This window comes from Burkholderia torrens (genome assembly GCF_984668525.1).
In genome coordinates this window covers 3,094,952-3,120,404 of record NZ_OZ480212.1, presented here as the reverse complement: position 1 = coordinate 3,120,404, position 25,453 = coordinate 3,094,952, and the positions used below count along the sequence as shown (strand labels likewise).

The following is a 25,453-nucleotide window of genomic DNA, read 5'->3' as shown; positions in this document are numbered from 1 at the left end:
GTTACGCGGCCTTGCGGAAGATCCGCAGGGTCTTGAAGTCGCCGACCTCGACGAAATCGGCGTTCGCCGCCCATTGGGCGATGATCGGCTCGGCCTTCCGGTACGCCGACGAGCCCTTGTAGAACAGCAGGTGGCCGTTGGCCGCGGTATGGCGTGCGAACAGGTCGAGCACCTCTTCGTCGGTCTTCGCGCCGTAGCGGCTGTTCGACTCGTCGCGGAACTCGCACAGATGGAACAGCGTGACGACGTCGAACGCCGGCAGCAGGCCCGAATTGCTCGTATAGATGTCGCCGAAATACGCGAGGTAGGTCTTGCTGACCTCCGGTTGCCGCGTGACGAGATCGACATACGACTTGTATTCCTTCGGCGACGCCGTCACGCCGAAGACGGTGTTGTTCAGGTGCGGCCGCGCGCATTCCACGCCGACATGGTGATGACCGCCGGTGCCGAAGTGATAGATGCGCACGCCCCTGAGACGGACGGATTCCAGCCATTCGACGAAGTGCACATCGCACGGACATTCCTGCGTCCGCAACTCCCAGTACTTCTTCCAGATATTCATTGCCATCAAACGGACCTCATGGATGTCACCCAACGGTAGGGGTTGTGTCGAATCGATTTCTGATAGACGGACAACGTCGCGTCGACGAAGGTGTCGAACGAGAACTCGCGCTTGCCTTTCAGCCGCGCACTGCGCCCCATCGAACGGACGCAGCCGGGTTCGCGCACGATCGTGCGCAGGATGGCTTCGATCGCTTCGGGCTCGCGCGGCGGAACGACCCAACCGTCCACGCCCGGCTCGACGTTCTCGGGCAGGCCGCCCACGCGCGTGACGATCGCGGGGCAGCCGAGCGACATCGCTTCGCGGCACGCATACGACAGGCTCTCGTGGTACGACAGCACGAACGACACGTCGATGATCGAGAACGGCGCCCGTACGTCGTCGAGGCGCCCGGTGAACGCGGTGCGCGACGCCATGCCGTGCCGCGCGATCTGTTCTCGCTGCTCATGGCACGGCTCGGCGCCGACCAGCAGCACGCGAAACCGCTCGCGCTCGCTTTCGGGCAGGCGGCCCAGCGCCGCGATCAGGTCCATCCAGCCTTTCTCCGGCGCGGTGCCGGCGCTGCTGCCCAGCACGATCGCGTCCGCGCCGGACGGCCCGAACAGCGCGATCTTGCGGCGGCGGATTTCGTCGCCGGCCAGTCGTTCGGCGGCAGACCGGCGCACGCCGTGCTTCACGACCGTCACGTTTCCGTAGGGCGAGCGCAGCGCGAGCATGCTCGCGACATAGTCGCTGACCGCGATGGTGTGGTCGGTGGCGAGCCGCGCGCGCAGCAGGTTGCCGAAGCTGTCGGCGCGATAGGTGTTGTGCTTGGTGAGCACGACCGCGGGCCGGTATCGGCACCCGAGCAGCGCGAGCATCACCTGCCGGTGATCGGCAGACCCGTTCACATGGATGACGTCGAAGCGCTCGGCGACGATCCGCCGGCGCAGCCGGACGATTTCCTGGCACAGCCGGTTCCAGCGCGGCTTGAATTCCATGTCGAAGATCGCCACGTCGGGGCTGTCCTTCAACAGGCGCGACAGGCGGCTTCCCTCCGGTGATGCGACGGTCACGCGGTGACGCCGGCTCATCGCGGCGGCGAGATCGCGAACGTAGGTATCCTGGCCGCCGCCGTAGTCGCCGTGGAAGTTGGTATACAGAATGTTCATCACGATGCCGCTTTTCCTCGATCATTCATCAAGAGGACTGCTTATGAAATGAATGGCTCAACCCGTCGGGAGCAATGACTCGGACACGGTGCCGCGTTGCCGGCCCGCGATCGCGTCGACGCCCGGACATGGCGTCAACGCGAATCATTTCCAAATATTACATATCGATTACGTATCGTAGTGTCGAGGTCTGCGCATCTTTGTGAGAATGTGTCGCGATCGCTGGACCGTGTGTTGCCGCCGGATCTGCTCCCGGCCGCCGCCCCGCTTCATCCGCAGCCGTCTCCACGCATCCGGCCCCATAAATAGCGGGCCGGATCGCGACAAAACCCGTCCTTCCGACAACATCTGGACGCAAATCAAGCGCCGCCGCTTTCAGATTTGAAAGCATGGACGCCATTTGCGTTAGAATGCCCCCCCTGTACGCCGAGGCGACCGCCAAACGCGGACTTGCCGCCTGCGCGGCGACATGGGTTCCGATTCGCAGCCGGACGCGAATGATTTGCCAGCCGTTAGAAACATACGCTTTGTGATTTGGATTACTAATGAAGAAGAAGCACAACATTACCAAGTACATCGTCGTCGCGATGATGCTTGGTATCGCCGTGGGTTACGCATGTCATAGCGCGTTTCCCGATCCGAAAATGGCGAAGGAAGTCGCCGGTTACGTGTCGTTGCTGTCTGATGTATTCCTGCGATTGATCAAGATGATCATCGCGCCGCTGGTATTCGCGACGCTGACCGTCGGCATCGCGCAAATGGGTGACGGCAGCGCGGTGGGCCGCGTGGGCGTCAAGGCGTTCGGCTGGTTCTTCATCGCATCGTTCACGTCGCTGCTGCTCGGTCTGCTGACCGCGACGATCCTGCAGCCGGGCAGCCACCTGAGCCTGCCGCTGCCGCCTTCCGATGCGGCCCTCAACCTGAAGACGGGCGCCTTCACGCTGAAGGACTTCGTGGTCCACCTGGTGCCGAAATCGATCGCCGAGGCGATGGCGAACAACGAAATCCTGCAGATCGTCGTGTTCTCGATCTTTTTCGGCACCGCGCTGTCCGCGCTCGGCGATGCAGGCAAGCGCCTGACCGGCGTGATCGAGGATCTCGCGCAGGTGATGCTGAAGGTGACGGGCGCGGTGATGTGGTTTGCGCCGATCGCGGTGTTCGCGGCGCTCGCGTCGACGATCACGACCGAGGGGCTCGGCATCCTGCTGACGTTCGCGAAGTTCATGGCGAGCTTCTATCTGGCGCTCGCGCTGCTGTGGGGCGTGCTGACGCTCGCCGGCGTGACGTTCCTCGGCAAGCGTGCGTTCACGCTGATCCGGCTGATTCGCGAGCCGTTCCTGCTGTCGTTCGCGACGGCGAGCTCGGAGGCCGCGTATCCGAAGCTGCTGGACGCGCTCGACCGCTTCGGCGTGAATCGCAAGATCTCGAGTTTCGTGCTGCCGATCGGTTACTCGTTCAACCTCGACGGCTCGATGATGTACTGCACGTTCGCGGTGCTGTTCATCGCGCAGGTGTACGGCATCCATCTGCCGCTCGGCACGCAGATCACGATGCTGCTGATGTTGATGGTGACGTCGAAGGGGATGGCCGGCGTGCCGCGCGCGTCGCTGGTCGTGATCGCGGCGACGCTGAACCAGTTCAACATGCCGGAAGCCGGGCTGCTGCTGATCATGGGTGTCGACATGTTCCTCGACATGGGGCGCTCGGCCACCAACGCGGTCGGCAACTCGATCGCGGCTGCGGTGGTCGCGAAGTGGGAAGGGCAGCTCGGTGATCCGCGCGGCGACAACGAGTCGGACGGCGGCGCGGTGGCCGACGTGAAAGTACGGGAGACATCGGCATGATGCGCGGCAACGCGGCGACGCGTTGCCTCTGCCGTAGTCGATGACGATCGCCGGCCTGGATTCGCTACGGATCCAGGCCGGCGATTTGTCTTGTGCAGTGACTTTTCCTCTCATTCGGCGGCTTTTTTCGGTTTCCCGGTAAAAGCGTGTGCCGTTTCAATCTGTCGTCGCTGGACAAGCGGCGGTATTCCCGCAGGCGAACGCCTGATTTTCTCCATTCCTGTTCCGGCGTGTAAGTGAACATTCACTGTCGCGCAGTCGCGCTTGCCGCAAGCGTGAGCGGGTCGCAATTTTTTTCGATTTATATGACGTTATTCTCGCCCTGCTCATTATCGAAGGCATGCCGTACGTAATACCGACTGCGCCGGATGATTCAGGGGAAGAATTTACGCAATTGCGAATTTCAAGCCTTCTGGCCGGCCGGTCCCTCATGTGAATGTCTGCATCATTCAGGAGAGCATCCGTCATGGTCGCCGGAAAACGAATCCAGGCTGCGCTTGTCGCCGCAACGATCGCCGCGATTGCGCCAGCCGCGCACGCCGGCAATACCACCGACTGGCTGGCGAACACGTACGGCACGCTCGCGGCGCACGTCGGCAACGTCGCACGCGCGATGTGGGTCGCGCCCGAAGGCGTGATCTACACGGCGTCGATGTGGGACGAGGATGAAGGCGGCGTCGCGATCTACCAGAACGGCAAGAGCGTCGGCTCGATCGGCACGCATTCGGAATTCCAGGGCAGCGCGATCACCGGCAATGCAACCTCGCTGTTCGTCGCGCTGCAGCCCGGCAAGACGTACGGCAGCGGCGCGGTGGGGCGCTATAACCGCGCGACGAAGTACCGCGACCGCGTGATCCAGATCAGCGCGGCAACCAACCAGCCGCGCATCGACGTCGTCACCGGGCTCGCGACGGCCGGTTCGCTGCTCTACGCCAGCGACTTCTACGGCAATCGCGTACGCGTGTTCACCACCGACGGCGTGTGGCAGCGCGACATCAACGTGTCGGCGCCGGGCGCGCTCGCGGTGGACGGTGCGGGCAACGTGTGGGTCGCGCAGAAGAGCGCGGGCGCGATCGTCGGCTTCAGCCCGGCGGGCGCGCTGCTGAACACGATCCGGATGCCGGCCGGCTCGCAGCCGTCGGCCCTGTATTTCGATGCGGCTGCTGCGCAGCTGCTGGTGGGCGACGAAGGCCCCGACCAGAACATCAAGCGCTATACGGTGGCGGGCCGGCCTGCACTGGCCGGCACGTTCGGCGTGCGCGGCGGCTATCTCGACACGACGACGGGCATCAAGGGGCAGGTCGGCGCGCAGCGCTTCACGCGCATCGCCGGGATCGGCAAGGACACCGGCGGCAACCTTTACGTGCTCAACAATCCGTGGGGCGGCAGCTGGGATCTCGGCCGCAACGGCGCGACCGACATTCATGCGTACAGCAGCACCGGAAGCCTGCGCTATACGCTGCAGTCGCTGAACTTCGAAGGCATCGCCGCGCCGGACCCGGTCACGGACGGCGCGCTGTTCTATGGCGGCACACACGTGTACAGCGGCACCGCGGGCGGCAAGTTCGTCGCGAACACCGTCGACCCGTTCGCGTATCCGGCGGACCCGCGCATCAACATGAGCGATACGCAGCGCGACGAACACTTCGGGCTGCTCACGTCGGTGGGCGCGAACCGGATCCTCGTTGCGGCAGGCCAGAATCCGCCGGTGTTCTACTTCTTCCATTTCAACGCGGCGAACGGCTATATCGCGATTCCGGACGGCTCGATTCCGGGCCCCGCGTTCAACACGACGCAGCGCGTGACGAGCGGCTTCAGCCTCGACAGCAAGGGCAGCGTGTGGGCCGGCCTCGACAAGACCGGCGCGATCACGCATTACCCGCTGACCGGCTTCGACGCGAACGGCAAGCCGTCGTGGGGGCCGGGCGACGCGACGCGCATTCCGGCCAGCATCCTGCCGCTGACGCGCATCGTCTATCTCGCGGACAGCGACACGATGGTGCTCGCGCAGGGGGCCGTCGGCAGCAACGACTGGACGTCGATCGGCACGCGCATCGAGGTGTATCACGGCTGGAGCGCGGGCAACACGACGAAGCCCGATCCGGTGATCACGCTGCCGCACAGCGGCGCGAAATCGATCGACGCGGTCGGCAACCATCTGTTCGTCGGCTACTGGTTCAGCAGCAGCGGGCCGCTGTGGCCGAACGTCGACGCGTTCAACCTCACCACCGGCAACCTGGATACCACGCTGGTCAATGCGAGCTCCGCGACCGTCGATACCAGCAGCGCGATCGACGCGATGTACAGCATCCGCGCGTACCGCCGGTCGAACGGCGAGTACGTGGTGATGAAGAACAACGTGAAGGGCAACAGCATCACCGTGTACCGGTGGACGCCTTGAGCGGCTGAACGTGCGGCCGCTTCGGGCAGCGGTCGCACTCGCGAAGTGATGAACGCAATCGGCGCGTTTTCGCGGGATTGCCGCACAACACGAATGCAATGAACGGCGCGCACACTGTGCGCCGTGCCGCGTTGCGCGGCGCTTCCCAACCTCCCGACGCGGAAATGCGGTTCCGTGCACAATGGCAGCGGCACATGCGGACGCTGCGTGTGCGTGCACGATGAACCGGCGCGGCTGTCCCTGCCGTGCTTCTTACGCTCGAAGCGACGAAAACGATGAAGATGAAGACGACACCGAACCGCCTGTTGCTGATTGCCGCGCTGGCCGGCGCATTGAGCGGCGCTGTTCACGCGCAGACGGCAGCGACCGTGGCGACCGTCAACGGCACGCCGATCACGCAGGCCGACGTCGATACGCTGCTGCGCGCGTCCGGGCAGCCCGACTCGCCGGAAGTCCGGCAGGCGATCAAGAACCAGCTGATCACGCGCATGCTGGTGCAGCAGGCGGCCGAAAAGGCGAATTACGGCGACAAGCCCGAAGTCAAGGCGGCGGTGCAGCAGGCGAAGGTGACGGCCGAGGTGCAGCTGTACCTGCGCGACAACGTGAGGCCCGAACCGGTGACTGACGAACAGGTGAAGGCGCGCTACGACGCACTCGTCGCGACGCTCGGCAAGAGCGAATACAAGCCGCGCGTGATCGTCGTCAAGGACCCGGTGACGGCCGCGACCGTGCTGAGCGAGCTGAAAGCGGGCAAGTCGTTCGACGGGCTCGCGCGGCAGTACAGCATGGCGCCGAGCCGCGACAGCGGCGGCGAACTGCCGTGGGTGAGCTTCAATACGCCGGCGGCGGAAGGCAAGACGGGCGGGTTGCCGCTGCCGGTCGCGCAGGCGCTCGAGAAACTGTCGGTCGGCGCGGCGACGAAGGATTCGATTCCGGTCGACGGCGTGCGGGCGATCGTGAAGCTGGATGCGAAGCGGCCGACGCAGGTGCCGGGTTTCGAGGCCGCGAAGCCGGCGCTTCAGCAGCAGCTGCAGGCGATCGCGGTGGAAAAGGCGAGCGCGCAGATGATCGGCAATCTGCTGAAGGACGCGAAGATCACGCAGTAATCGCGATGCGACGGCGTCGCAACGGCGCGTGTCACGCGCGCCAGATCATGCTCGCGCTCGTGTCGGTTTCCGACGCGAGCCGGAAGCCGAGCCGCTCGCAGAGCCGGCGCGCCGGGTTGCCGTGCAGCACGCTGAGCGAGACCGGCACGTGCTCGCGTGCGGCGTCGGTCAGCAACGCGTTCAGCACGGCCTCGCCGATGCCGCGGCCCTGGTGCGCGGGGAGGATCTGGATCTGGTGGACGTGCCATTCGCCTGCGGCGCGCGTCACCTTCAGCAGGCCGATGGCTTCGGCGCCTTCACAGACGATCATCGCGTCGTCGAAGTGCGCGCGGATGCGCTGGTCGTGCGCGGCGTCGTCCGTCGGCGCGCCGACGCGCTGCAGGTGCTCGGTCATCGTCAGTCGACGGAGCGTCAGCAGGAAAGGGAAGTCCTCCTGGGACGCAGCACGCAGATGGATCGCCGGTTTCATGAGTGGTGAGAAGTTGCGTCAGGTGCGAGGCCGCTACGTGGATCACAGGCCTGCCAACGGAATCTGCAGGCCGGCCGGGCGATGTTCGAGGACATCCGTAACCTCGTATTCGGTTTTTGCGCCGTCCGAAGTTTGCCACTGCTGCATACGGACATTGCACAAGAGCACGTCCCCCTTGCTGAAACTGATCTGGCTGTTGTTCACGCGCGACAGGAAGCCGGCATCGGTGATCGTCGCGTGAATCGTTGACGTGCCGTCGTACAGCCGCCACTTGTTGTCGTCCTTGAACGCGAGCGACACGATCGAGAACGCCATCTTGCGATGCTCGTCGAGCAGGAGCGCATCGGTCGGCTCGGGCGCATGGAACCATGCCATCTCGTGGCGGATGACCGTCTCGTACACCTCGGTATCAGTGCCGACCGCAAAAATCTCGATGCCTTCGCGCGCGAGCGGCGCGAGCACTTGCGCGGTGGCACGGCGAACGCGGACGTCGCGTAGCAGCGTGAGCACGGGCAGGTCGATTTCGAGTTCGTCGCCGTCGACGTCCAGAACCGCGGTGTGGTCCTGCATCCGCACGTTCGTGATCTCGCGCCCGCGCAGCCATTTGAGGACGGCGAAAAGCCCCTTCCTCGCCTTGGGTGCGGCGATGCCGAGCGCGGTCAGGATCGTGATCGCATTGGCGAGCGCCGTGCCTTCGTTGCCGCTCAGCATGTCGCGCATGCGGCCGAGCAGCGAGGTCGCGAGCGTGAAGTCGATGCCGAAGCTGCCGGTCTTGAAGCTGCCGCGCACATTGACCTGCGGCCGGACCTGATCGCCGCACAGTGCGCGCGTCGACGCGTCGAGCAAATCGCCGAAGGCGAGCAGCGCGGGCGCGAGTTCGCGCACATCCATCTCGGATGACTCGAGCGTGGGCCCGTCGTACGTGACGCGAAATCGGCTCATCGCGTCGAAGGGGCCGAGATCGGCCGGGCCGGGACTGTTTTCATGTGCGGTCATGTGGAATGCGGGTGTGAGAGGTGGACGATACCCGAAACGAACGCTTTCGGATGCCTTTCATCGTAGGGGCGAATGGCCGGCCGCAGGCGATTTTGGCCATCCGGACAAGACGGCATGCCGACGTGTCCCGATGGCGCCCGGCAAGCCACGAACTTTTCCGATACTTTCCCGGTCACACTCGCCAGCTTGGCGGGAGGCGCCGGTGCCCCGAACGTGCTGCCGCCTTCCGGTATTCCGCCGTTCAGCTCGCCCGCCTATCATTCGCACATCGCACGCACGGCGTAATCAACAGGGATTCTCGATGGACACCAAACGATCGCGGCCGGGGCTCGTCGCCGCGCTGCTCTGGGCGGCGCTGTATCTCGCAACCGGCTACATCTCGCACGAGTTCAACGGCCCCGTCCGGCTGACGGGCTACATCTGGCTGCCGGCCGGCGTCACGGTCGGCGCGTTCATGCTGCGGCCGGGGCGCGACTGGCTGACGCTGGCCGGCGCGTTCCTCGTCGGCCAGCTCGCGCTGACCGCGATCGAACACGGCAGCCTCGTCAACGCGGTGCTGTTCACGATCGACGAGGTCGGTGCGGCCGCGCTCGCGGTCTGGCTCGTGCAGCGCGTGCGCTTCTCGCTCGAAGGGCTGTATTTCCTGCGCTCGGTCATTCTCGCCGGGCTGATCGCGGGCGTCGTCGGCGCGATCGGCGGCGCGGCGTGGTACACGACGGTCAAGGGCGCGCCGTTCTTCGACGTGTGGACGGTGTGGGCCGCGTCCGATTTCGTCGGCGTGCTGCTGGTCACGCCGGTGCTCGCATCGTGGTCGCGCTTTCGCGCGCATCGCTCGGGCGACCACGAGCGCTTCGACCTGATGCTCGGCATCGTCGCGTTCGTGTTGCTCGCGCTCGTCGCGCTCGTGATCTTCGATGGCGATACGTCGCGGAAATTCGGCACGGGCGCCGGCTTCGCGCTCACCTACATCCCGCTGTTCCTGACCGTCGCGGTGACGCTGCTGCTCGGCGGCCGCGCGGGCTCGTCGTCGGTGCTGGTGCTCGCGCTGATCGTGATCGCGCAGACCGCGCAGGGCGACGGCCCGTTCTCGTCGTTCCACGAACACTACGGCAGTGCGCTGCTCGAAGCGCAGCTCTATCTGGCGGTCGCGTCGCTGCTGGTGCTGACGGTCAGCACGCTGAAGACGACGCGCGAACGCGTGCACGAGCATGCGGCGGTCCTGCAGAACAACATGGAGCTCGCGCTCGCGAGCGCCGGCCAGATCGCGTACGTGCTCGATCCGGAGTCGGGCCGGATCGACTGGAGCGGCGACGTCGAGCGCGTGTTCGGCGTCGGCGTCGATGCATCGCAGATCGCGAGCGTGCCGCTCGTGCTCGAACGCGTGCAGCCGGGCGACCGCGAAGCGCTGAACGACTACTGGAACGCGGAGATCGCGGGCGAGGATCGCGCATCGCTGTCGCTGCGCATCGTGCTGCGCGACGGCGGCACGCAGACGATCACCGACCACGGCGCGCCGCTGCTCGATTCGAACGTCGACGTGACGGTGGTCGCGGGCGTCTGGCAGATCGAGCGCGTGTGGCCGGCGGACGAATGAGCGGGCACGTGTCATGACAGCCCGCACGGGCGTCCTGCTGATCCACGGGCTCGGCGGCACGCAATACGATCTCGGTTCGCTGCACAAGGCGATGCGGCGCGCGGGCGCCGACACGCACATGATCACGCTGCCCGGCCACGGCACGCGCCCCGAGGATCTGGTCGGCGTGCGCGCGGAGGCGTGGCTCGACGCGGTGACCGAACAGTATCGCGCGCTGGAACGCGAGTACGACACGCTGCATGTCGCGGGCATGTGCATGGGCTCGCTGGTCGCGCTGCTGCTGTGCCACCGCGTGCAGCATGCGCGCGGCCGGCTCGCGTTGCTGGCCACGCCGGTGTTCATCGACGGCTGGTCGACGCCGTGGTACCGGTCGCTGCGGCACGTGCTGTACCGCGTGCCGGGCGTCGCGGAGCGGATGCGCGTGGAGGAAGGCGATCCGTTCGGCATCAAGAACGCGACGATCCGCGCGATCGTGAAGAAGAAGTTCGAGCGGCAGGACCGTTTCCACTATGCGTGGGTGCCGCTCGCGTGCGTGCGGCAGGTCGACCGGATGCGCGACTGGGTGCGCGACGCCGCGGCCGGCACGCCGTGCCCGACGCTCGTGCTGCATGCGCGCGAGGACGAGCTGACGAGCCTGCGCTCGGCCGATTTCCTGCTGGAGAAGCTGCCCGACGCGCGCGGGATCGTGCTGGAGAACAGCTATCACATGATCTGCGCGGACAACGATCGCGACGACGTCGCGCGGCACGTGCTCGACTTCTTCGGCTTCGATCCCGTGCATGCGGTGAGCCCGGCGATGGCGCGCAGGATGAAGCGGCAGGAATCCTGACGGCGGGCTATGCCGCCGCCGGCCGGCGGGCGAGCCGCTCGCGGATCTCCGGCGACGCCAGGCAGGTCGCCAGGGCTTCGAACCCGGGTGCGCCGGGGTAAGGCGCCACGCGCGCCGGCGGGCTGTGATTGGCCGGGCAGAGCAGGAGCGTTTCGTCGGGGCCGACTGCCGCCAGATCGAGGATCGCCGACGAGCGCGTGAGCAGGAACAGCGGGCGCATGCCGGCGGCCGCGCATTCACGCAGATGAGCGATCAAGGCCAGCTGCGTGGGCCGGTCGAGATCCTGTTCGATCATGTCGACGACCCGCGCGCGCGGGCCTTCTGCTTCGAGACTGGCGAGCAGCGCGACCAGCGCGGTCGACGGCGTTGAGCCTTTTCCGGTGAGCGCGGTCAAGGTGCGGTCGACGCGCGACTTCAGCGCAGGATCGGCGCGCAGTGCCGCGCGTGCGGCCGCACAGTCGTCGTCCAGCCGGTCGAGTCCCACGAACACGGCACCGGGCAGCGCGTCGGCCAGCCGAAGCGCCAGCCGCGTCTTGCCGCTCCCCAGCGAGCCGATGATGTAGTTCAGCGGCCGGATGTCGCGACACTCGAACCATTCGCCACCCCACGGCCACGGCAGGTTGAATGCGGCACCGGCAACCGGCTCGTCGAGCAGCCGCGTCAGCTCGCCGTCGGCCGGCATCCGGCCGCGCGCGAGGCCGGCGCGGATCGCGTGCACGCGGTCGACCTTGCGCACGAGATCCTGAATGCCGTGGCCAAGCGCCGTTTCGTGGGCGGCCAGCGCGTCGTCGAGGCTGCGCGCGTCGCCGTCGAGTACGTTCGCTACCTGGGAGAGGCTGAGGCCGAGCTTGCGCAATGCCGCGATGTCGGCCGCGCGGGCGAGATCGTCCGGGCCGTACGCGCGGTATCCGGCCGGCGTACGCCCGGGCGTGACGAGGCCGTGCCGCTCGTAAAGCCGCAGCGCCTTGACCGAGACGCCGAGCCGCGCGGCGGCCGCCGATGCGTTCAAACGGGGCGTGGACCTACCCATTCGTCACCTCTTCGCTGTCGATTCGTTGCGGTCAGCATAAAGGCGATCCCAAGGGCCGGGTCAAGCGCGATTGCGCCCCCGCTCAATCGGCCGCCGCGAATTCCTCCCGCAGCGCGCGATACAGCCGCCGATACCGTGCGAGCCGGCTGGCCAGCAGATCGATCGACGCGGAATCGGGCGCGACCGTCTCCGTCACGGGCGGTGCGACACAGACTTCCTCGAGCGAGTCGTTCGTCGCCGCCAGTCGAGCAAGCCGCGCGGCGCCGAGTGCCGCGCCGACCGCACCGTCCGCATGGCGCTGCATCGCAAGCCCGGTCGCGTTCGCGCACAGCCGCGCCCAGAACGCGCTCTTCGATCCGCCGCCGATGAACGACACCGCGTCGAGCGTGGTGCCGGCCGCGCGCAGCGCGTCGTAGCCGTCCGCCATCGCGAACGCGACACCTTCCATGACCGCATACGCGAGGTCGTCGGCATTGTGTTCGTTCGACAGTCCGAAGAACACGCCGCGAGCATGCGCATCGTTGTGCGGCGTGCGTTCGCCGCCGAGATACGGCAGGAACAGCGGTGCGCGAGCCGGATCGGCGCGTTCAGCGCGCACGGCCAGCACGCCGGGCGTCGTGCCGTGCGCACGCGCGAGCCAGTCGAGGCTCGCGGCGGCCGACAGGATCACGCTCATCTGGTGCCAGCGCCCTTCGAGGCAGTGGCAGAACGCATGCACGGCGGCATCCGGGTTCGGCGCGAAGCGGTCGTTGCCGGCGAACAGCACGCCCGACGTGCCGAGCGACAGGAAGCCGCTGCCGGCGCCCGTCACGCCCATGCCGATCGCGGACGCCGCGTTGTCGCCGGCGCCGCCGGCGATCGTCACGGGCCCCGCGATGCCCCATTCGCGCCGCAGCGTATCGCGCAGCTGTGCGGCGGGCGCATTGCCTTCGACGAGGCGCGGCATCTGCGCGCGCGACAGCTCGGTCGCGGCGAGCATCCGATCGGACCAGTCGCGGCGTGCGCAGTCGAGCCACAGCGTGCCCGATGCATCGGACAGGTCGGACACGAATTCGCCGGACAGGCGCCAGATCAGGTAATCCTTCGGCAGCAGCACCTTGTGCACCGCGCGGAACACGGCCGGCTCGTATTTCGCGAGCCACAGCAGCTTCGGCGCGGTGAAACCGGGCATCGCCATGTTGCCGGTGATCGCGCGCGATTCCGGCACCAGCGCCTCGAGCTCGACGCATTCGTTGCCGGCGCGCGTGTCGTTCCACAGGATCGCGGGGCGCAGCACCTGGTCCGCGCGGTCGATCAGCGTCGCGCCGTGCATCTGCCCGGACAGCGCAATGCCTTGCAACGCGGCGAAGCCGGCAGGATGCGCGGCGCGCACCGACGCAATCGCATCGAGCATCGCGTGCCACCATGCCTGCGGGCTCTGTTCGGACCAGTGCGGATGCGGGCGGCTGATCGACAGCGTGGCCGTGCCGGTCGCGAGGGGCACCGAGCGGGAATCGGTGAGGAGAACCTTGACCTCGGACGTGCCGAGATCGATGCCGAGAAATGTCACGTATGAAGCGTCCTGTCTGGGGCGCGCGGCGGCGCGCGTCGCGGGGGCGGCGCGTCGTCGCGGCCATGCGGTTCGTTGAGCCGGTGCAGCGCGCGGAACCTCGACGGCGGCACCTGCTTCATCGCGAGAAACTGACGGTTGAAGTTCGACAGGTTGTTGAAGCCAACCCGGTAGCAGATGTCGGTTACCGTCAGGTCGGAAAACATCAGCAGCTCGCAGGCTTCGTTGATGCGCAGCCGGTTCAGGTAGCGCACGAACGACGAGCCGGTGTGACGCCGGAAGAACCGCGTGAAGGTGCTGACGCTCATGCCGGCGAACGCGGCGACGTCGGTCTCGCGCAGCAAGCCGGGCAGGTTCTGCTGCAGGTACGACAGCACCTGGTTGATGGTCGACGACATGTAGTGCTGCGCGTTGCTGCGGTAGCCGGGGCCCGCGAGCACGCGCCGCTCGCGGCACGACGACAGCCGGTCGAACAGCGACATCAGGATCTCGACGCGCCGGCAGCCGTGCGCATCCGCGAGTTCGAGCATCAGCGGCGCGACTTCGATGCCCACGCGATCGGGAAACTGCACGCCGCGCGCCGCGTCGTCGATCAGGTCGATCACCGGCTGCAGCTCGCTGAACGCGCCGACCATCTTCTCGATCGCATCGCGCGAGAACTGCAGCACGACGTCGCGCGACGGCACGCGTTCGCCGTCGGCGAGCTCGCTGACCCAGTTGTGCGGCAGGTTCGGCCCCGTGACGATCAGGTTGCCGGGGCCGAAATCGCCGATATGGTCGCCGACGAACACCTTGCCGCGCGACGCCTGGATCAGATGAATCTCGTACTCGGGATGAAAGTGCCACTTCGCGACCGAATGCGGGTAGTCGTGGACCCACGCGCGGAACGACTCGTCGCGGTGGGTGGGAACGATCTCGAGATCCGGGTTCATCGTGTGCTCCGTCGAGGCGTGCCGGCGTGCTACGAACGGGACATCGACCAGCCCGTCGCGGCAGGCGGCGTGGCGCGCGTCGCGGCCGCCGGCGGCACCGCGTGCGCGATCGGGTTCGCGTCCGGCAGCGCGACGTTGCGCTCGGTGCCGGCGTCGAACAGGTGCAGGGCTTCTTCGTCGAAGCGAAACGCTACCACGGCGCCCGGCGCCGGGGCCATCGGGGCCGGCACGAGGGCCGCGCACGGCTGGCCGCGCCAGTCCAGCGTGACGAGCGCCTCGGCGCCGAGCAGCTCGACGAGTTCCACGGTGCCGGTCAGCGCGAGCGTGCCGGGGGTCGGATCGCCTTCGGCGACGAGCCGCAGGTGGTTCGGCCGGATCGCGGCCTTCACCTGCTGGCCGTCCTGCAGCCGCGCGAAGCGCGGCGACGCGAGCGGCCAGCGCGCGCCGTTGCAGTCGAGCAGCACGTTCGCGCCGACGCGCTCGATCGTGCCGTCCGCGAAGTTCATCGCGGGCGTACCGACGAACCCGGCGGCGAACACGGTATGCGGTTGGCCGTACAGCTCGGCCGGCGTGCCGATCTGCTCGATGTGGCCGCCGCGCATCAGCACGACGCGGTCGGCGAGCGTCATCGCCTCGAGCTGGTCGTGCGTGACGTACAGCGTGGTCGTCTTCAACTGCCGGTGCAGCCGCTTGATGTCGCCGCGCAACTGCGTGCGCAGCTTCGCGTCGAGGTTCGACAATGGTTCGTCGAACAGGAACACGGCCGGCGTCTTGATCATCGCGCGTGCGATCGCCGCGCGCTGCTGCTGGCCGCCCGACATCGCGCGCGGGCGGCGGTCGAGCAGCGCATCTAGGCTCAGGATGCGCGCGACGTCGCGCACGCGGTGGTCGATCTCGTCGGCCGGCACCTTCAGCCGCCGCAGGCCGAACGCGATGTTGTCGTACACCGTCATGTGCGGGTATAGCGCGTAGTTCTGGAACACCATCGCGACATTGCGCTCGCGTGACGGCAGGTCGTTGACGACCGCGTCGCCGATCACGAGCTCGCCGCCGGTGATCGCCTCGAGGCCCGCGATCATTCTCAGCATCGTCGACTTGCCGCAGCCGGACGGGCCGAGCAGCACGATGAATTCGCCGTCGGCGATCTCGAGGTCGAGCGGGTGAAGCACGGCGGGGCCGCCGTCGTAGTGCTTCGACAAAGCCTTGCAGGTGATCTGGGCCATCGCTCAATCCATTTCGATCTGAATCTTGACGTCGCGCGGGTGCCCGCTCGCCGCTTCCTCGAACGCGCGCACGCCTTCGGAAAACGGGAACGTGCGCGAGATGAACGGCTTCACGTCGATCGCGCCGGATGCGATCAGCGCAAGCGCGCGCGGGAAGATGTTCGCGTAGCGGAACACCGATTCGATGCGGCCTTCCTTCGCCTGCAGCGCGACCACGTCGAGCGGCACCGGCGCGACGGGCATGCCGATCAGTACCGCGCAGCCGCCCGGGCACATCAGGTCGACGAGGCCCGCATACGCGTTCGAGCTGCCGCTCGCCTCGAACACGACGTCCGCGCCCCAGCCGGCGGAGGCTTCGGCCACCGCGTCGGCGAGCGGCCGCGTACGCACGTCGACGGTCGTGACGGCCGGGTTGCCCGCGAACAGCGCGAGCTTGTCGGGCACGACGTCGGCGAGGATCACACGCGCGGCGCCGCCCGCGAGCGCGGCGAGCGCCGTCATCGCGCCGATCGTGCCGGCGCCGATCACGACCGCGAGGTCGCCCGGCTTCATCGCCGCCTTCTTCGCGGCCTGCAGGCCGATCGACAGCGGCTCGACGATCGCGCCTTCGGCGAACGACACGTTGTCGGGCAGCCGGTACGTGAACGCAGCCGGATGCACGACGAACGGCGTCAGGCAGCCGTGGATGGGCGGCGTCGCCCAGAAGCGCACGTCGGGGTCGAGGTTGTAGAGCCCGCGCAGCGTCGCGGGCGAATCGAGGCGCGGCACGCCGGGCTCCATGCATACGCGGTCGCCGACGCGCAGGTGCGTGACGCCGGCGCCGGTCTCGACGATAGTGCCGGATGCTTCATGGCCGAGCACCATCGGCGCGTCGACGCGGAACGGGCCGATGCCGCCGTGAACGTAGTAATGCACGTCGCTGCCGCAGACGCCGACCGTATGCACCTTGATCCGGACGTCGCCGGGGCCGACCGCTTGCGGCAGGTCGATGTCGCGCAGCGCAAGTTCGCGCGTGCGTTCGAGGACGAGTGCTTTCAACGTGTTCTCCTTATTTTCCCTTGACCATCGAATTGAGCAGCCGGCTCAGCATGCCGACGAAGACGAGCGGCGGCAGCGCGAGCAGCACCGTCGATGCGTTGATCACGCCCCACGGCACTTCCTGGCCGAGCGACGTGAACGCGGACGCGACCACCGGCAGCGTCGCGCTGCGCGACGACGTCAGCGCGAGCGCGATCATCAGTTCGTTCCAGACCAGCACGAAGCTGAACACGATGCCGCCGAGCAGCGTGCTCGCGCACACCGGCAGCGCGATGTGCCAGAACACCGCGTACGGGCCGTAGCCGTCGAGCGCGGCGGCTTCCTCGATCTCGCGCGGCAGACGGCGGAACACGGGGATCGACAGCCACGTGATGGTCGACAGCGTGACGAGCAGGTACGTGACGATCATCGACAGCTTCGTGTCGTACAACCCGAGATCGACCCAGATCGCGATCAGCGGCAGCGCGACCGCGACAGGCGGCAGGAAGCGCAGCGACAGCAGGAAGAACTGGATGTCGCGCTTGCCGCGCACCGGGTAGCGGGCGATCGCATACGCGGCCGGCACGCCGAGCACGGCGCCGATCAGCACGGCCGCGCCGACGATCGCGATGCTGTTGCCGAGGCCGATCAGCACTTCCGGGCTCGACAGCACCTGCTCGTAGTTCGCGAGCGTCGGCGTGAAGATGAAGCGCGGCGTCGGCGTGACGATGTCGAGCAGGTGCTTGAGCGAATTGAGCACGGCCCAGAACAGCGGGAACGCGGCGACGAGCAGGATCGCGCCGGCGATCGCGACGGTGGAAACGGCGGCGGGGCCGCGGCGGGCCATCAGTCGTCCCATTTGTTGACCCTCTTCCAGATGAGCGTGAAGACGAGCGTGGTCGCGACCATCATCAGCACGGCCATGCCGGACGCATAGGACACCTTGCCGGCGAGGCCGATGCCCTGCTGGTACGCATAGAGATCGAGCGTTTCGGTCGCGATACCGGGGCCGCCCTTCGTCATCACGTAGATCAGGTCGAACGAACGCAGTGACTCGACCATCTTGATAAACACGAGGCTCACGAGCGGCGCTTTCAGCATCGGCAGCGCGATGTACGCGTGCACCTGCCACGTCGTCGCATAGTCGAGCCGCGCGGCTTCGAGCGGCTCGGGCGGCAGCGTCTCCAGCAGCTTCAGGATCACGACCGCGAAGAACAGCCCCCACTGCCACACGTCGACCAGCGCGACCGCGTACAGCGCGAGATGCGGATCGGCGAGAAACGCGGTGTGCTCGACGCCGAGCGTGCCGAGCAGCCAGCTCAGGATCCCGGTGAGCGGCGCGTACATGAACTTCCAGATGAACGCGGCCGACACGCGCGGCAGCAGCACCGGCATGATCAGCACCAGCGACGCGAAGCGGCGCCAGCGGCCGTGCACGCGCTCGAACAGGAACACCGCGAGCGCGATGCCGACCAGCACCGCGCCCGCGACCGTGACGACTTCCCACAGCACCGACACCTCGATCGCGTTCAGGAAGCGCCGGTCCGACGCGAGCCGGATGAAGTTGCGCAGGCCGACGTATTCGCTGTCCGGATAGCGCAGCACGCGGTTGCGCAGCGCGAGGTTGATCGCGGCGACGGTTGGAACGAGGCTCAGGACCGCGAGCAGCGCGAGCGTCGGCGCGAGGAATATCCACGGCAGGCTCGTGCGGTCGCGGCGCGCGCTGCTGCGCCGGGCCGAAGGCGGGGAAGGGGCCGGGCGGACGCCGAGCGCGCGTCCGCCGGCGCCGTCATTTGCGAGCGCCATGTTCGAGCGCGTCCTTCGCGTACTGGGTGGCGTCGTCGAGCGTGCCGCGCGGGTCCGTCTGCGTGCCGGTGAACACCTGTTCGAGCGCGATGCCGAGGTTGTCGCCGATGTCCGGCCACTGCGGCGTGCGCCAGATCGTCACCTGTGTGACGGGGTTGGTGTCGTTCAGCCCGGCCTGGATCTGCGGCGCGACGTGCTGCTTGAAGTACGGGCTGCCGATCGTGCTCGAGCGGTTGTAGTCGCTGAACACGCCGTTGCGCAGCCGCGCCTGTTCCTGGTCCTTGCTGGTCGCCCACGCGATGAAGCGGCCGGCGGCCATTCGCGTGCAGTCGTCCTTCGCGCCGACCGCCGAGATCGCGAAGCCGTGGCCGTACGCGGCCGACGGCAGCGGTGCGGGCGGGCGCGTGTAGCCGACCTTGCCGGCCACGCTCGACTTGCTCGAGTCTTCCATCCAGTCCGCGAACGGCGTCGATTCGATCATGAACGCGACCTTGCCCGAGCGGAACGCTTCGAGCGCGTTGCTCCAGTCGTAGGTCGCCGAGCCCGGCGGCGCGTACTTGAACAGGTCGCTGTAGAGCTGCGTGGCCTTCACGGCGGCCGGCGAGTTGAACGCGGGCTGGCCGCCCTTGTCGGTCCACGTGCCGCCCATGCCGAGCATGAACGGCGACCAGCGCCACACGTTCATCCCCGAGCCGCGCTGGCCGCGCGCGACCCAGCCGTACAGCTTCGGCGGCGCGTTGAGCTTCCTGATCGCGGCGACGAGCTCGTCGAGCGTCTTCGGCACCGGGATGTGCGCGGCGTCGAGCAGGTCGCGGCGGTAGAACAGGAAGTCGCCGCCGCCGATCAGCGGCGCGAAGTACGCGACGCCGTTGTAGCTCGCGACCGCGCGGCGGCCGGGCAGGAAGTCGTCGTAGTCGTATTCCTTCGGGTAGTACTTGAGGAGCGGCACGATCCAGTTGGCCGACGCGAATTCGGCGACGTTCGCCTCGTCGACGTAGTAGATCTGGTAGGAACCCGCGCCGGTCGACGCATCGAGCCGCGATTTCGCGCGGCGGTCGTTCTCGCCGAAGTAGCTGATCTCGACCTTGGTGCCGCTCTTCTTCTCGTAGTCGGCCAGCGACTTCTCCATCACCGACAGGCCGAGGCTCTTCTGCGCGAGCACCCGAAGGGTCGGCACCTTGCAGGTTTGCGCGGCCGCGATGCCCGGCAGACAGGCGCCGAGCAGCACGCCGGCTGCGATGATTCGCATCTTGTTCACCCGTGTCTCCTTGATTCTGCTTGTTCGAATGCCGTCGATGACGGCAGGAACAATGGTGTGACTCGGGCGACGCGATCACCACATCAAAAGGATTCGTGAGCCGATACTTTTTGCTCACGGTGGGTCGTGCGATGCACAAAATGTGGTGGTGGGGCGACGGTGGGACCTTATCGCCGCAGGGCATCTGGGGGAGATGCTCGGGTTCAGCCCGCCGCTCGACCAGGTCGGGCGCGAACCGCGCGCGTGAGGGTGTAGCGGCGTAACGACGGCGGGTTACGCCGGGAACCGCTCGCTTTCGGGCGCCGGCACGAGATCGTCGGGCCACTGCACCTCGAACCGCGTGCCGCCCGCGCCGGTCGGCACGCACAGCGCTTCGCCGCGGTGCGCATGCGCGATTGCCGCGACGACGGCGAGCCCGAGGCCGGTGCCGCCGGGTTGCGACTCGTCGACGCGCCGGAACGCCTGGAACACGTGCGGCGCGAAATCGGCCGGGATGCCGGGGCCGTCGTCCTCGACGCGCAGCCGGCACATGCCGTTCTCGATGCGCGTCTGGATCCGGATCGCGCCGGGCACCGCGTGGCGGCGCGCGTTTTCCAGCAGTGCCAGCAACGCTTGGCGGATGCGGACCGGGTCGCAGCGCATGCGCCGCGGGTCGAGATCGAGTTCCGGATGCTGGCCGGCGGCCTGCAGCGCGTGCGCGAACACGTCGACCACGGCGCGCACCTCGGCGGCGAGGTCGGTGTCGCGGATCTCGATGCTCAGGTGGCCGCTGTCGGCGAGGCTGACCACGCGCAGATCCTCGATCAGCCGCGTCAACCCTTCGACCTGCGCGAGCAGGCTGCGGAACAGCGCTTCGCTCGGCGTGAACACGCCTTCGGCGAGCCCCTGCAGCCGCCCCCGCAGCACGGTCACGGGCGTGCGCAGTTCATGCGCGATCGCCGCGTTCCAGAACGTCTGCTCGTCGGTCACGCGCTGCAGTTCGCTCGCGAGCGCATTGAAGTTGTCGGCGAGCAGCGCCGCTTCCTTCAACGAACGGTCACCGGCAACGGCCCGCGCGCCCAGATCGCCGCGCGCGACGCGTCGGATGCTGTCCGTCACCGAATTGAGCGGCACGAGGATGCGGCGCGACAGGTTGATCGCGACGACGACGGCGATCAACAGGCCGACCAGCGTGGTCGAGATGATCCACACCCACTCCGGCCCGCTCGGGAGCCAGTTCACCGCCTGGAAAGACTGCGGCGAGTACTGGTACAGCAAGTAGTAGAACGCATAGGCCGTCACGACGATCAGCACCGTGATGCCGAAGGCGATCGCGCCCATCGTGAGCGCGATCTGGCGGCTCAGGCCGTCGAGTTTCAATCGCCGCTCCACAGTTTGTAGCCGACGCCGCGCACGCTCGCCGGTACGCCGGCGACGCCGAGGTCGTCGAGTTTCTTGCGCAGCTTGCTGACGTGGCTGTCCACGGTGCGCTCCAGCGCATCGCCTTCCGGCAGGCAGGTGGCCATCAGCTCGGCGCGGCTGAACACGCGGCGCGGCGCACGCGCGAGTTGCGCGAGCAGCTTGAACTCGGTGAGCGTCAGCACGAGCGTGTGGCGCGTGCCGTCGACTTCGACCGTCGCTTCGTGGTGCTCGAGATCGATCTCGAACGGCGCGGCGCGCAGCACGCGCTGTTCTTCCTGGCGCGAGCCGGCCATCGACCGGCGCAGCACGGCCTGTGCGCGCGCGACGACTTCGGCCGGGTTGAACGGCTTGACCACATAGTCGTCGGCGCCGATGCGCAGCCCGGTCAGCTTGTCGATGTCCTGGTCGAGCGCCGTCAGCATGATGACCGGCGTGTCGCCGCGATGGCGGATTTCGGCGAGCACCTTCCAGCCGTCGACGTGCGGCATCTGCACGTCGAGCAGCACGAGGTCGGGTTTCAGCGACAGGTGGAGTTCGAGCGCGCGGCGGCCATCGGCGGCGTGCACGGTGCGCAGGCCGTTGCGCGCGAAGTAGGCGGTCAGGATCTCGGCGATCTCGGGTTCATCCTCGGCGATGAGGACGAGCGCTTGCGCGCCCTGGCCGGCGCCGGGAGATGAAGAAAAGTCGGGCATGGCCACTCGTTCAGATCCATCGGGGTTCCATCAGGTCGCCATACTACCGTATGGCCATATCCGTCGAACGGAGACTGGAGGGGCGCCGGAATCAGCACGCAAGGCGCCGCGTTGCGCGCTATTGACGGCCCGGCGGAGGGCGCGCCTGCGCATCCACGAGATGCGGCACCGGCTCGGAATAGCGCATGCGTTCTCGCGTCGCGCCTCGGCGTGCTGGCCGGGAAGCTTTACGAGAACGGCTGGACGCGGGAGTAAGCACGGGCCGCGCGGGCGCGTTTTCCTTTACGGCTTACTTTCGCGTGTAAAGAAGTCACGATAGCGATATCGGAACGCGCGTGCCCATGCAGCGGCACGCGCGTCCGGACTCAGATGCGGTCGAGCAGCACCAGTATCACGACAATGACGACGATCAGCCCGACGGTCCCCGATGGCCAGTAGCCCCAGCTTCGGCTATGCGGCCATGAAGGAAATGCCCCGATGAGCAGCAGAATCAGAACGATGATGAGGATCGTACCGAGCATCGCATCCCTCCTGGATTTATTCGACACGGTGTCCGGTACCGCAATTCGCGTGCCGCACGGCCGGCGCCGATGAATCCCTGGGTGCCGATGCCGGATCGGGCGATGCGCGGCAGGGGCGATCGGGATTACGCGCCGGCGCTCGTGTCGTCGCTGTCCGGCCAGAGCAATGCCTGGGCGACGACGACGTGATCGCCGTTGAAGGTGGCGGCGGGCGATCCGTACAGGCGATAGCCGAGCGCCAGCGCGTCCGACACACGATGGCAAAACGCGGCGTCGTCCTTGCCCGTCAGCAGGCGGTAGCGGGGCAGGTCGTTCGGCGGGGAATGCGACATGGGCGGGACTCCTATGAAGGGGGCGGATCGCGCAGTATAAGTCGGACGATCCCACGGCGCCTCCTAAGGCGGCGGCACGGGAATTTGCGATGTGAATACCCGTTCATTCATCAAATAAATTTTAAAAATGAGCGCCGGCTCGCTATGCTGAATCCTTCACTCAGGCGGGCATGCGATGGCTGAACTCTTTCTGGTACGGCACGGGCAGGCATCATTCGGCACCGACGACTACGACCGGCTTTCTTCCGCCGGCGAGCAGCAGGGCGCCTGGCTCGGCGAATACTTCGCGCGGCAGGGCCTGGCGTTCGACCGCGTGATCTGCGGCACGATGACCCGCCACGCGCAGACGGTCGACGCGATCCTTCACGGGATGGGCCGCGAAGGCGTGCCGGTCGACCGCCATCCGGGCCTGAACGAATACGACTTCCACGGGCTGTTCGCGGCGGCCGCCCACGACTATCCGGAGATCGCACGGCTTGCCGCCGGTTCGATGAAGGAGCACTTCCGCGCGCTCCGGCAGGTGCTGCAGCTTTGGACCGAGGACAAGCTCGGCGACGCGGCCCCCGAAACCTGGTCGCATTTCCAGCAGCGCGTGGCCGATGCACGCGCCGCGATCCGCCACGGCGGCGGCCAGCGCGTGCTCGCGGTGAGCTCCGGCGGCCCGATCGCGGTGACCGTCCAGCAGGTGCTCGCTGCGCCGCCGTCGAGCGCGATCGCGCTGAACCTGCAGATCCGCAACAGCAGTCTTTCGCAGTTTTTCTTCAACGCCGATGCGTTCCACCTCGCGTCGTTCAACGGCATCCCGCACCTTGAGGATCCCGAACGGCACACGTGGCGGACCTACGGCTGACCCACGAACGATCGCGACGATGACGAACCCTTCCCAGCAACTCGACGTAGCCCGCCTCACGCGCTATCTGGAAACGCACGTGCCGGGCTTCGAAGGCCCGGTCGACACGGAGAAGTTTGCCGGCGGCCAGTCGAACCCGACTTTCCTGCTGAACGCGAAGAGCGGCCGCTACGTGCTGCGCCGCCAGCCGCCGGGCGAACTGCTGAAATCCGCGCATGCGGTCGACCGCGAATTCCGCGTGCTGACCGCGCTGTCGGGCACCGCGGTGCCGGTCGCGCGCCCGTATCACCTCTGCGAAGACCGCGACGTGATCGGCAGCCTGTTCTACGTGATGAGCTTCGAGGACGGCCGGATCTTCTGGGATCCCGCGCTGCCGGAACTGCCTCAGGCCGATCGCGCGACGTGCTACGACGCGCTGCTGCAGACGATGGCCGCGCTGCACGACGTCGATGTCGATGCGGTGGGCCTCGCCGACTACGGCCGCCCCGGCAACTACTTCGAACGCCAGATCGGCGTGTGGACTAAGCAGTATCGCGCGGCCGAAACCGGGCGTCTCGACGCGATGGAAACGCTGATCGACTGGCTGCCGAAAGCGTGCCCCGAGGACACGGGCCGGCCGGCGCTGGTGCACGGCGATTTCCGGATCGACAACCTGATGTTCGCGCGCGACGGCTATCGCGTGCAGGCCGTGCTCGACTGGGAACTGTCGACGCTCGGCAACCCGCTCGCCGATCTCGCGTATTTCTGCATGTGCCTGCGGCTGCCGTCCGGCGGGCAGGTGCGCGGGCTCGCGGGCCAGGATCGCGCAGCGCTCGGCATTCCTGACGAAGCGGCGATCGTCGCGCGCTATTGCGAGCTGCGCGGCATCGCGCCGATCCGCGACTGGCACTTCTACCTCGCATTCAGTTTCTTCCGGCTCGCGGCGATCGCGCAGGGCGTGAAGGCGCGCGCGCTGCAGGGCAACGCATCGAGCGAGCAGGCGCTGCGCGTCGGCGAAATGGCCGGCCGGCTGGCCGAACTGGCCGTCGGCGTGATCGACGCGCATCGCTGATATCGGCACGAATCGCAACGCTCGCCGAGCGGCGACACGACAATCCAATCAATGGAGGAGCACAGCAACATGGCAACGAACCTGTTCGACCTGACGGGCAAGATCGCGCTGGTGACGGGCGCAAGCCGCGGCATCGGCGAGGAAATCGCGAAGCTGCTCGCGGAGCAGGGCGCGCACGTGATCGTGTCGAGCCGCAAGCTCGACGACTGCCGGGCCGTGGCCGACGCGATCGTCGCGGCGGGCGGCCGCGCCGAGGCGCTGGCGTGCCACGTCGGGCGCCTGGAGGATATCGCCGCGACGTTCGAGCATATCCGCGGCAAGCACGGGCGGCTCGACATCCTCGTGAACAACGCGGCCGCGAACCCGTATTTCGGGCACATCCTCGACACCGATCTCGCCGCGTACGACAAGACCGTCGACGTGAACATCCGCGGCTACTTCTTCATGTCGGTCGAAGCCGGCAAGCTGATGAAGGAACACGGCGGCGGCGCGATCGTCAACACGGCGTCGGTGAATGCGCTGCAACCGGGCGACCGGCAAGGCATCTACTCGATCACGAAGGCGGCCGTCGTCAACATGACGAAGGCGTTCGCAAAGGAATGCGGGCCGCTCGGCATCCGCGTGAACGCGCTGCTTCCGGGGCTCACGAAGACGAAGTTCGCGGGCGCGCTGTTCGCCGACAAGGACATCTACGAGACCTGGAAGGCGAAGATCCCGCTGCAGCGCCATGCGGAGCCGCGCGAAATGGCCGGCACTGTGCTGTATCTCGTGTCGGATGCGGCGAGCTACACGAACGGCGAATGCATCGTCGTCGACGGCGGCCTGACGATCTGAGCGCG

The 25,453-nt window shown here is 67.3% G+C and carries 24 protein-coding genes; 8 read left to right on the top strand and 16 right to left on the bottom strand.

Going from position 1 to position 25,453, the window contains the following annotated elements:
* Position 1: 1 nt before the first annotated feature.
* Entirely contained in the window at positions 2-562 is a 561-nt protein-coding gene (locus tag AC5LXX_RS30210; protein WP_493413446.1) for a hypothetical protein, read from the bottom strand.
* A gap of 5 nt (positions 563-567) precedes the next feature.
* Complete coding sequence (locus AC5LXX_RS30205) at positions 568-1,713, bottom strand: glycosyltransferase (RefSeq protein WP_493412204.1); 1,146 nt, start codon at positions 1,711-1,713, stop codon at positions 568-570.
* Between the two features lie 545 nt (positions 1,714-2,258).
* On the opposite strand from AC5LXX_RS30205, the gene AC5LXX_RS30200 reads away from it, so the two are divergent.
* The 3 genes from AC5LXX_RS30200 to AC5LXX_RS30190 all read left to right on the top strand — a co-directional run bounded on the left by AC5LXX_RS30200 (position 2,259) and on the right by AC5LXX_RS30190 (position 7,064).
* A complete protein-coding gene (locus tag AC5LXX_RS30200; RefSeq protein ID WP_493412203.1) occupies positions 2,259-3,557 on the top strand; it encodes a dicarboxylate/amino acid:cation symporter in 1,299 nt (432 codons plus the stop codon).
* A gap of 466 nt (positions 3,558-4,023) precedes the next feature.
* Positions 4,024-5,958: an SMP-30/gluconolactonase/LRE family protein gene (locus AC5LXX_RS30195; RefSeq protein ID WP_493412202.1), complete on the top strand. Its 1,935-nt coding sequence runs from the start codon at positions 4,024-4,026 to the stop codon at positions 5,956-5,958.
* Positions 5,959-6,233: 275 nt separating this feature from the next.
* Entirely contained in the window at positions 6,234-7,064 is an 831-nt protein-coding gene (locus AC5LXX_RS30190) for a peptidylprolyl isomerase (RefSeq protein WP_493412201.1), read from the top strand.
* A 31-nt stretch (positions 7,065-7,095) separates the two neighbouring features.
* On the opposite strand, the gene AC5LXX_RS30185 is transcribed toward AC5LXX_RS30190, so the two are convergent.
* Both AC5LXX_RS30185 and AC5LXX_RS30180 read right to left on the bottom strand, forming a co-directional pair.
* Positions 7,096-7,533: a GNAT family N-acetyltransferase gene (locus tag AC5LXX_RS30185; protein WP_493412200.1), complete on the bottom strand. Its 438-nt coding sequence runs from the start codon at positions 7,531-7,533 to the stop codon at positions 7,096-7,098.
* A gap of 42 nt (positions 7,534-7,575) precedes the next feature.
* Positions 7,576-8,529 (bottom strand): LAPAL motif-containing putative phage structural protein, encoded by a 954-nt coding sequence (locus AC5LXX_RS30180; RefSeq protein ID WP_493412199.1) that lies wholly within the window; start codon positions 8,527-8,529, stop codon positions 7,576-7,578.
* Positions 8,530-8,830: 301 nt separating this feature from the next.
* On the opposite strand from AC5LXX_RS30180, the gene AC5LXX_RS30175 reads away from it, so the two are divergent.
* On the top strand, positions 8,831-10,123 hold the full coding sequence (locus tag AC5LXX_RS30175; RefSeq protein WP_493412198.1) for an MASE1 domain-containing protein: 1,293 nt from the start codon (positions 8,831-8,833) through the stop codon (positions 10,121-10,123).
* Positions 10,124-10,136: 13 nt separating this feature from the next.
* Complete coding sequence (locus AC5LXX_RS30170) at positions 10,137-10,952, top strand: alpha/beta hydrolase (RefSeq protein WP_493412197.1); 816 nt, start codon at positions 10,137-10,139, stop codon at positions 10,950-10,952.
* Between the two features lie 7 nt (positions 10,953-10,959).
* Here AC5LXX_RS30170 and AC5LXX_RS30165 read toward each other — a convergent pair whose 3' ends face one another.
* The 12 genes from AC5LXX_RS30165 to AC5LXX_RS30110 form a co-directional block, all read right to left on the bottom strand.
* Positions 10,960-11,982, bottom strand: a complete 1,023-nt coding sequence (locus tag AC5LXX_RS30165; protein WP_493412196.1) for a MerR family transcriptional regulator — start codon at positions 11,980-11,982, stop codon at positions 10,960-10,962.
* 82 nt (positions 11,983-12,064) lie between these two features.
* A complete protein-coding gene (gene xylB / locus AC5LXX_RS30160; RefSeq protein ID WP_493412195.1) occupies positions 12,065-13,531 on the bottom strand; it encodes a xylulokinase in 1,467 nt (488 codons plus the stop codon).
* Positions 13,528-14,463, bottom strand: coding sequence for an AraC family transcriptional regulator (locus tag AC5LXX_RS30155; RefSeq protein ID WP_493412194.1), 936 nt, complete (start codon positions 14,461-14,463; stop codon positions 13,528-13,530). Before AC5LXX_RS30155 ends, xylB begins: the two co-directional genes overlap by 4 nt.
* Before the next feature lie 29 nt (positions 14,464-14,492).
* Positions 14,493-15,686, bottom strand: a complete 1,194-nt coding sequence (locus tag AC5LXX_RS30150) for an ABC transporter ATP-binding protein (RefSeq protein ID WP_493412193.1) — start codon at positions 15,684-15,686, stop codon at positions 14,493-14,495.
* A gap of 3 nt (positions 15,687-15,689) precedes the next feature.
* Entirely contained in the window at positions 15,690-16,724 is a 1,035-nt protein-coding gene (locus AC5LXX_RS30145) for an NAD(P)-dependent alcohol dehydrogenase (RefSeq protein WP_493412192.1), read from the bottom strand.
* A 10-nt stretch (positions 16,725-16,734) separates the two neighbouring features.
* Complete coding sequence (locus AC5LXX_RS30140) at positions 16,735-17,562, bottom strand: carbohydrate ABC transporter permease (protein WP_322082585.1); 828 nt, start codon at positions 17,560-17,562, stop codon at positions 16,735-16,737.
* On the bottom strand, positions 17,550-18,509 hold the full coding sequence (locus AC5LXX_RS30135; RefSeq protein ID WP_493412191.1) for a carbohydrate ABC transporter permease: 960 nt from the start codon (positions 18,507-18,509) through the stop codon (positions 17,550-17,552). Before AC5LXX_RS30135 ends, AC5LXX_RS30140 begins: the two co-directional genes overlap by 13 nt.
* Positions 18,493-19,758, bottom strand: a complete 1,266-nt coding sequence (locus AC5LXX_RS30130; protein WP_493413445.1) for an ABC transporter substrate-binding protein — start codon at positions 19,756-19,758, stop codon at positions 18,493-18,495. Before AC5LXX_RS30130 ends, AC5LXX_RS30135 begins: the two co-directional genes overlap by 17 nt.
* Before the next feature lie 282 nt (positions 19,759-20,040).
* Positions 20,041-21,126, bottom strand: a complete 1,086-nt coding sequence (locus AC5LXX_RS30125) for an ATP-binding protein (RefSeq protein ID WP_493412190.1) — start codon at positions 21,124-21,126, stop codon at positions 20,041-20,043.
* Positions 21,123-21,860: a response regulator gene (locus AC5LXX_RS30120; RefSeq protein ID WP_493412189.1), complete on the bottom strand. Its 738-nt coding sequence runs from the start codon at positions 21,858-21,860 to the stop codon at positions 21,123-21,125. Before AC5LXX_RS30120 ends, AC5LXX_RS30125 begins: the two co-directional genes overlap by 4 nt.
* Positions 21,861-22,225: 365 nt before the next feature.
* A complete protein-coding gene (locus tag AC5LXX_RS30115) occupies positions 22,226-22,381 on the bottom strand; it encodes a DUF3309 family protein (protein ID WP_493404234.1) in 156 nt (51 codons plus the stop codon).
* A gap of 125 nt (positions 22,382-22,506) precedes the next feature.
* A complete protein-coding gene (locus AC5LXX_RS30110) occupies positions 22,507-22,713 on the bottom strand; it encodes a DUF1737 domain-containing protein (protein ID WP_493412188.1) in 207 nt (68 codons plus the stop codon).
* Positions 22,714-22,888: 175 nt separating this feature from the next.
* Between AC5LXX_RS30110 and AC5LXX_RS30105 the strand changes: the two genes are divergently transcribed.
* From AC5LXX_RS30105 to AC5LXX_RS30095, 3 genes are all read left to right on the top strand, one after another.
* Positions 22,889-23,563: a histidine phosphatase family protein gene (locus AC5LXX_RS30105; RefSeq protein WP_493412187.1), complete on the top strand. Its 675-nt coding sequence runs from the start codon at positions 22,889-22,891 to the stop codon at positions 23,561-23,563.
* A gap of 19 nt (positions 23,564-23,582) precedes the next feature.
* On the top strand, positions 23,583-24,614 hold the full coding sequence (locus tag AC5LXX_RS30100; RefSeq protein ID WP_493412186.1) for a phosphotransferase: 1,032 nt from the start codon (positions 23,583-23,585) through the stop codon (positions 24,612-24,614).
* 69 nt (positions 24,615-24,683) lie between these two features.
* The gene (locus AC5LXX_RS30095) at positions 24,684-25,448 is read left to right on the top strand and encodes an SDR family oxidoreductase (RefSeq protein ID WP_124454284.1); all 765 of its coding nucleotides are present in this window, start codon (positions 24,684-24,686) and stop codon (positions 25,446-25,448) included.
* The last annotated feature ends 5 nt before the right edge of the window (positions 25,449-25,453 follow it).

Coding starts and splice junctions, on each gene's coding strand:
- AC5LXX_RS30130 (WP_493413445.1), bottom strand. CDS start 19,758: ATGCGAATCATCGCAGCCGGCGTGCTGCTCGGCGCCTGTCTGCCGGGC.
- AC5LXX_RS30095 (WP_124454284.1), top strand. CDS start 24,684: ATGGCAACGAACCTGTTCGACCTGACGGGCAAGATCGCGCTGGTGACG.
- AC5LXX_RS30110 (WP_493412188.1), bottom strand. CDS start 22,713: ATGTCGCATTCCCCGCCGAACGACCTGCCCCGCTACCGCCTGCTGACG.
- AC5LXX_RS30105 (WP_493412187.1), top strand. CDS start 22,889: ATGGCTGAACTCTTTCTGGTACGGCACGGGCAGGCATCATTCGGCACC.
- AC5LXX_RS30100 (WP_493412186.1), top strand. CDS start 23,583: ATGACGAACCCTTCCCAGCAACTCGACGTAGCCCGCCTCACGCGCTAT.
- AC5LXX_RS30120 (WP_493412189.1), bottom strand. CDS start 21,860: ATGCCCGACTTTTCTTCATCTCCCGGCGCCGGCCAGGGCGCGCAAGCG.
- AC5LXX_RS30115 (WP_493404234.1), bottom strand. CDS start 22,381: ATGCTCGGTACGATCCTCATCATCGTTCTGATTCTGCTGCTCATCGGG.
- AC5LXX_RS30200 (WP_493412203.1), top strand. CDS start 2,259: ATGAAGAAGAAGCACAACATTACCAAGTACATCGTCGTCGCGATGATG.
- AC5LXX_RS30190 (WP_493412201.1), top strand. CDS start 6,234: ATGAAGATGAAGACGACACCGAACCGCCTGTTGCTGATTGCCGCGCTG.
- AC5LXX_RS30170 (WP_493412197.1), top strand. CDS start 10,137: ATGACAGCCCGCACGGGCGTCCTGCTGATCCACGGGCTCGGCGGCACG.
- AC5LXX_RS30140 (WP_322082585.1), bottom strand. CDS start 17,562: ATGGGACGACTGATGGCCCGCCGCGGCCCCGCCGCCGTTTCCACCGTC.
- AC5LXX_RS30165 (WP_493412196.1), bottom strand. CDS start 11,982: ATGGGTAGGTCCACGCCCCGTTTGAACGCATCGGCGGCCGCCGCGCGG.
- AC5LXX_RS30185 (WP_493412200.1), bottom strand. CDS start 7,533: ATGAAACCGGCGATCCATCTGCGTGCTGCGTCCCAGGAGGACTTCCCT.
- AC5LXX_RS30175 (WP_493412198.1), top strand. CDS start 8,831: ATGGACACCAAACGATCGCGGCCGGGGCTCGTCGCCGCGCTGCTCTGG.
- AC5LXX_RS30150 (WP_493412193.1), bottom strand. CDS start 15,686: ATGGCCCAGATCACCTGCAAGGCTTTGTCGAAGCACTACGACGGCGGC.
- AC5LXX_RS30155 (WP_493412194.1), bottom strand. CDS start 14,463: ATGAACCCGGATCTCGAGATCGTTCCCACCCACCGCGACGAGTCGTTC.
- AC5LXX_RS30195 (WP_493412202.1), top strand. CDS start 4,024: ATGGTCGCCGGAAAACGAATCCAGGCTGCGCTTGTCGCCGCAACGATC.
- AC5LXX_RS30205 (WP_493412204.1), bottom strand. CDS start 1,713: ATGAACATTCTGTATACCAACTTCCACGGCGACTACGGCGGCGGCCAG.
- AC5LXX_RS30180 (WP_493412199.1), bottom strand. CDS start 8,529: ATGACCGCACATGAAAACAGTCCCGGCCCGGCCGATCTCGGCCCCTTC.
- AC5LXX_RS30210 (WP_493413446.1), bottom strand. CDS start 562: ATGAATATCTGGAAGAAGTACTGGGAGTTGCGGACGCAGGAATGTCCG.
- AC5LXX_RS30135 (WP_493412191.1), bottom strand. CDS start 18,509: ATGGCGCTCGCAAATGACGGCGCCGGCGGACGCGCGCTCGGCGTCCGC.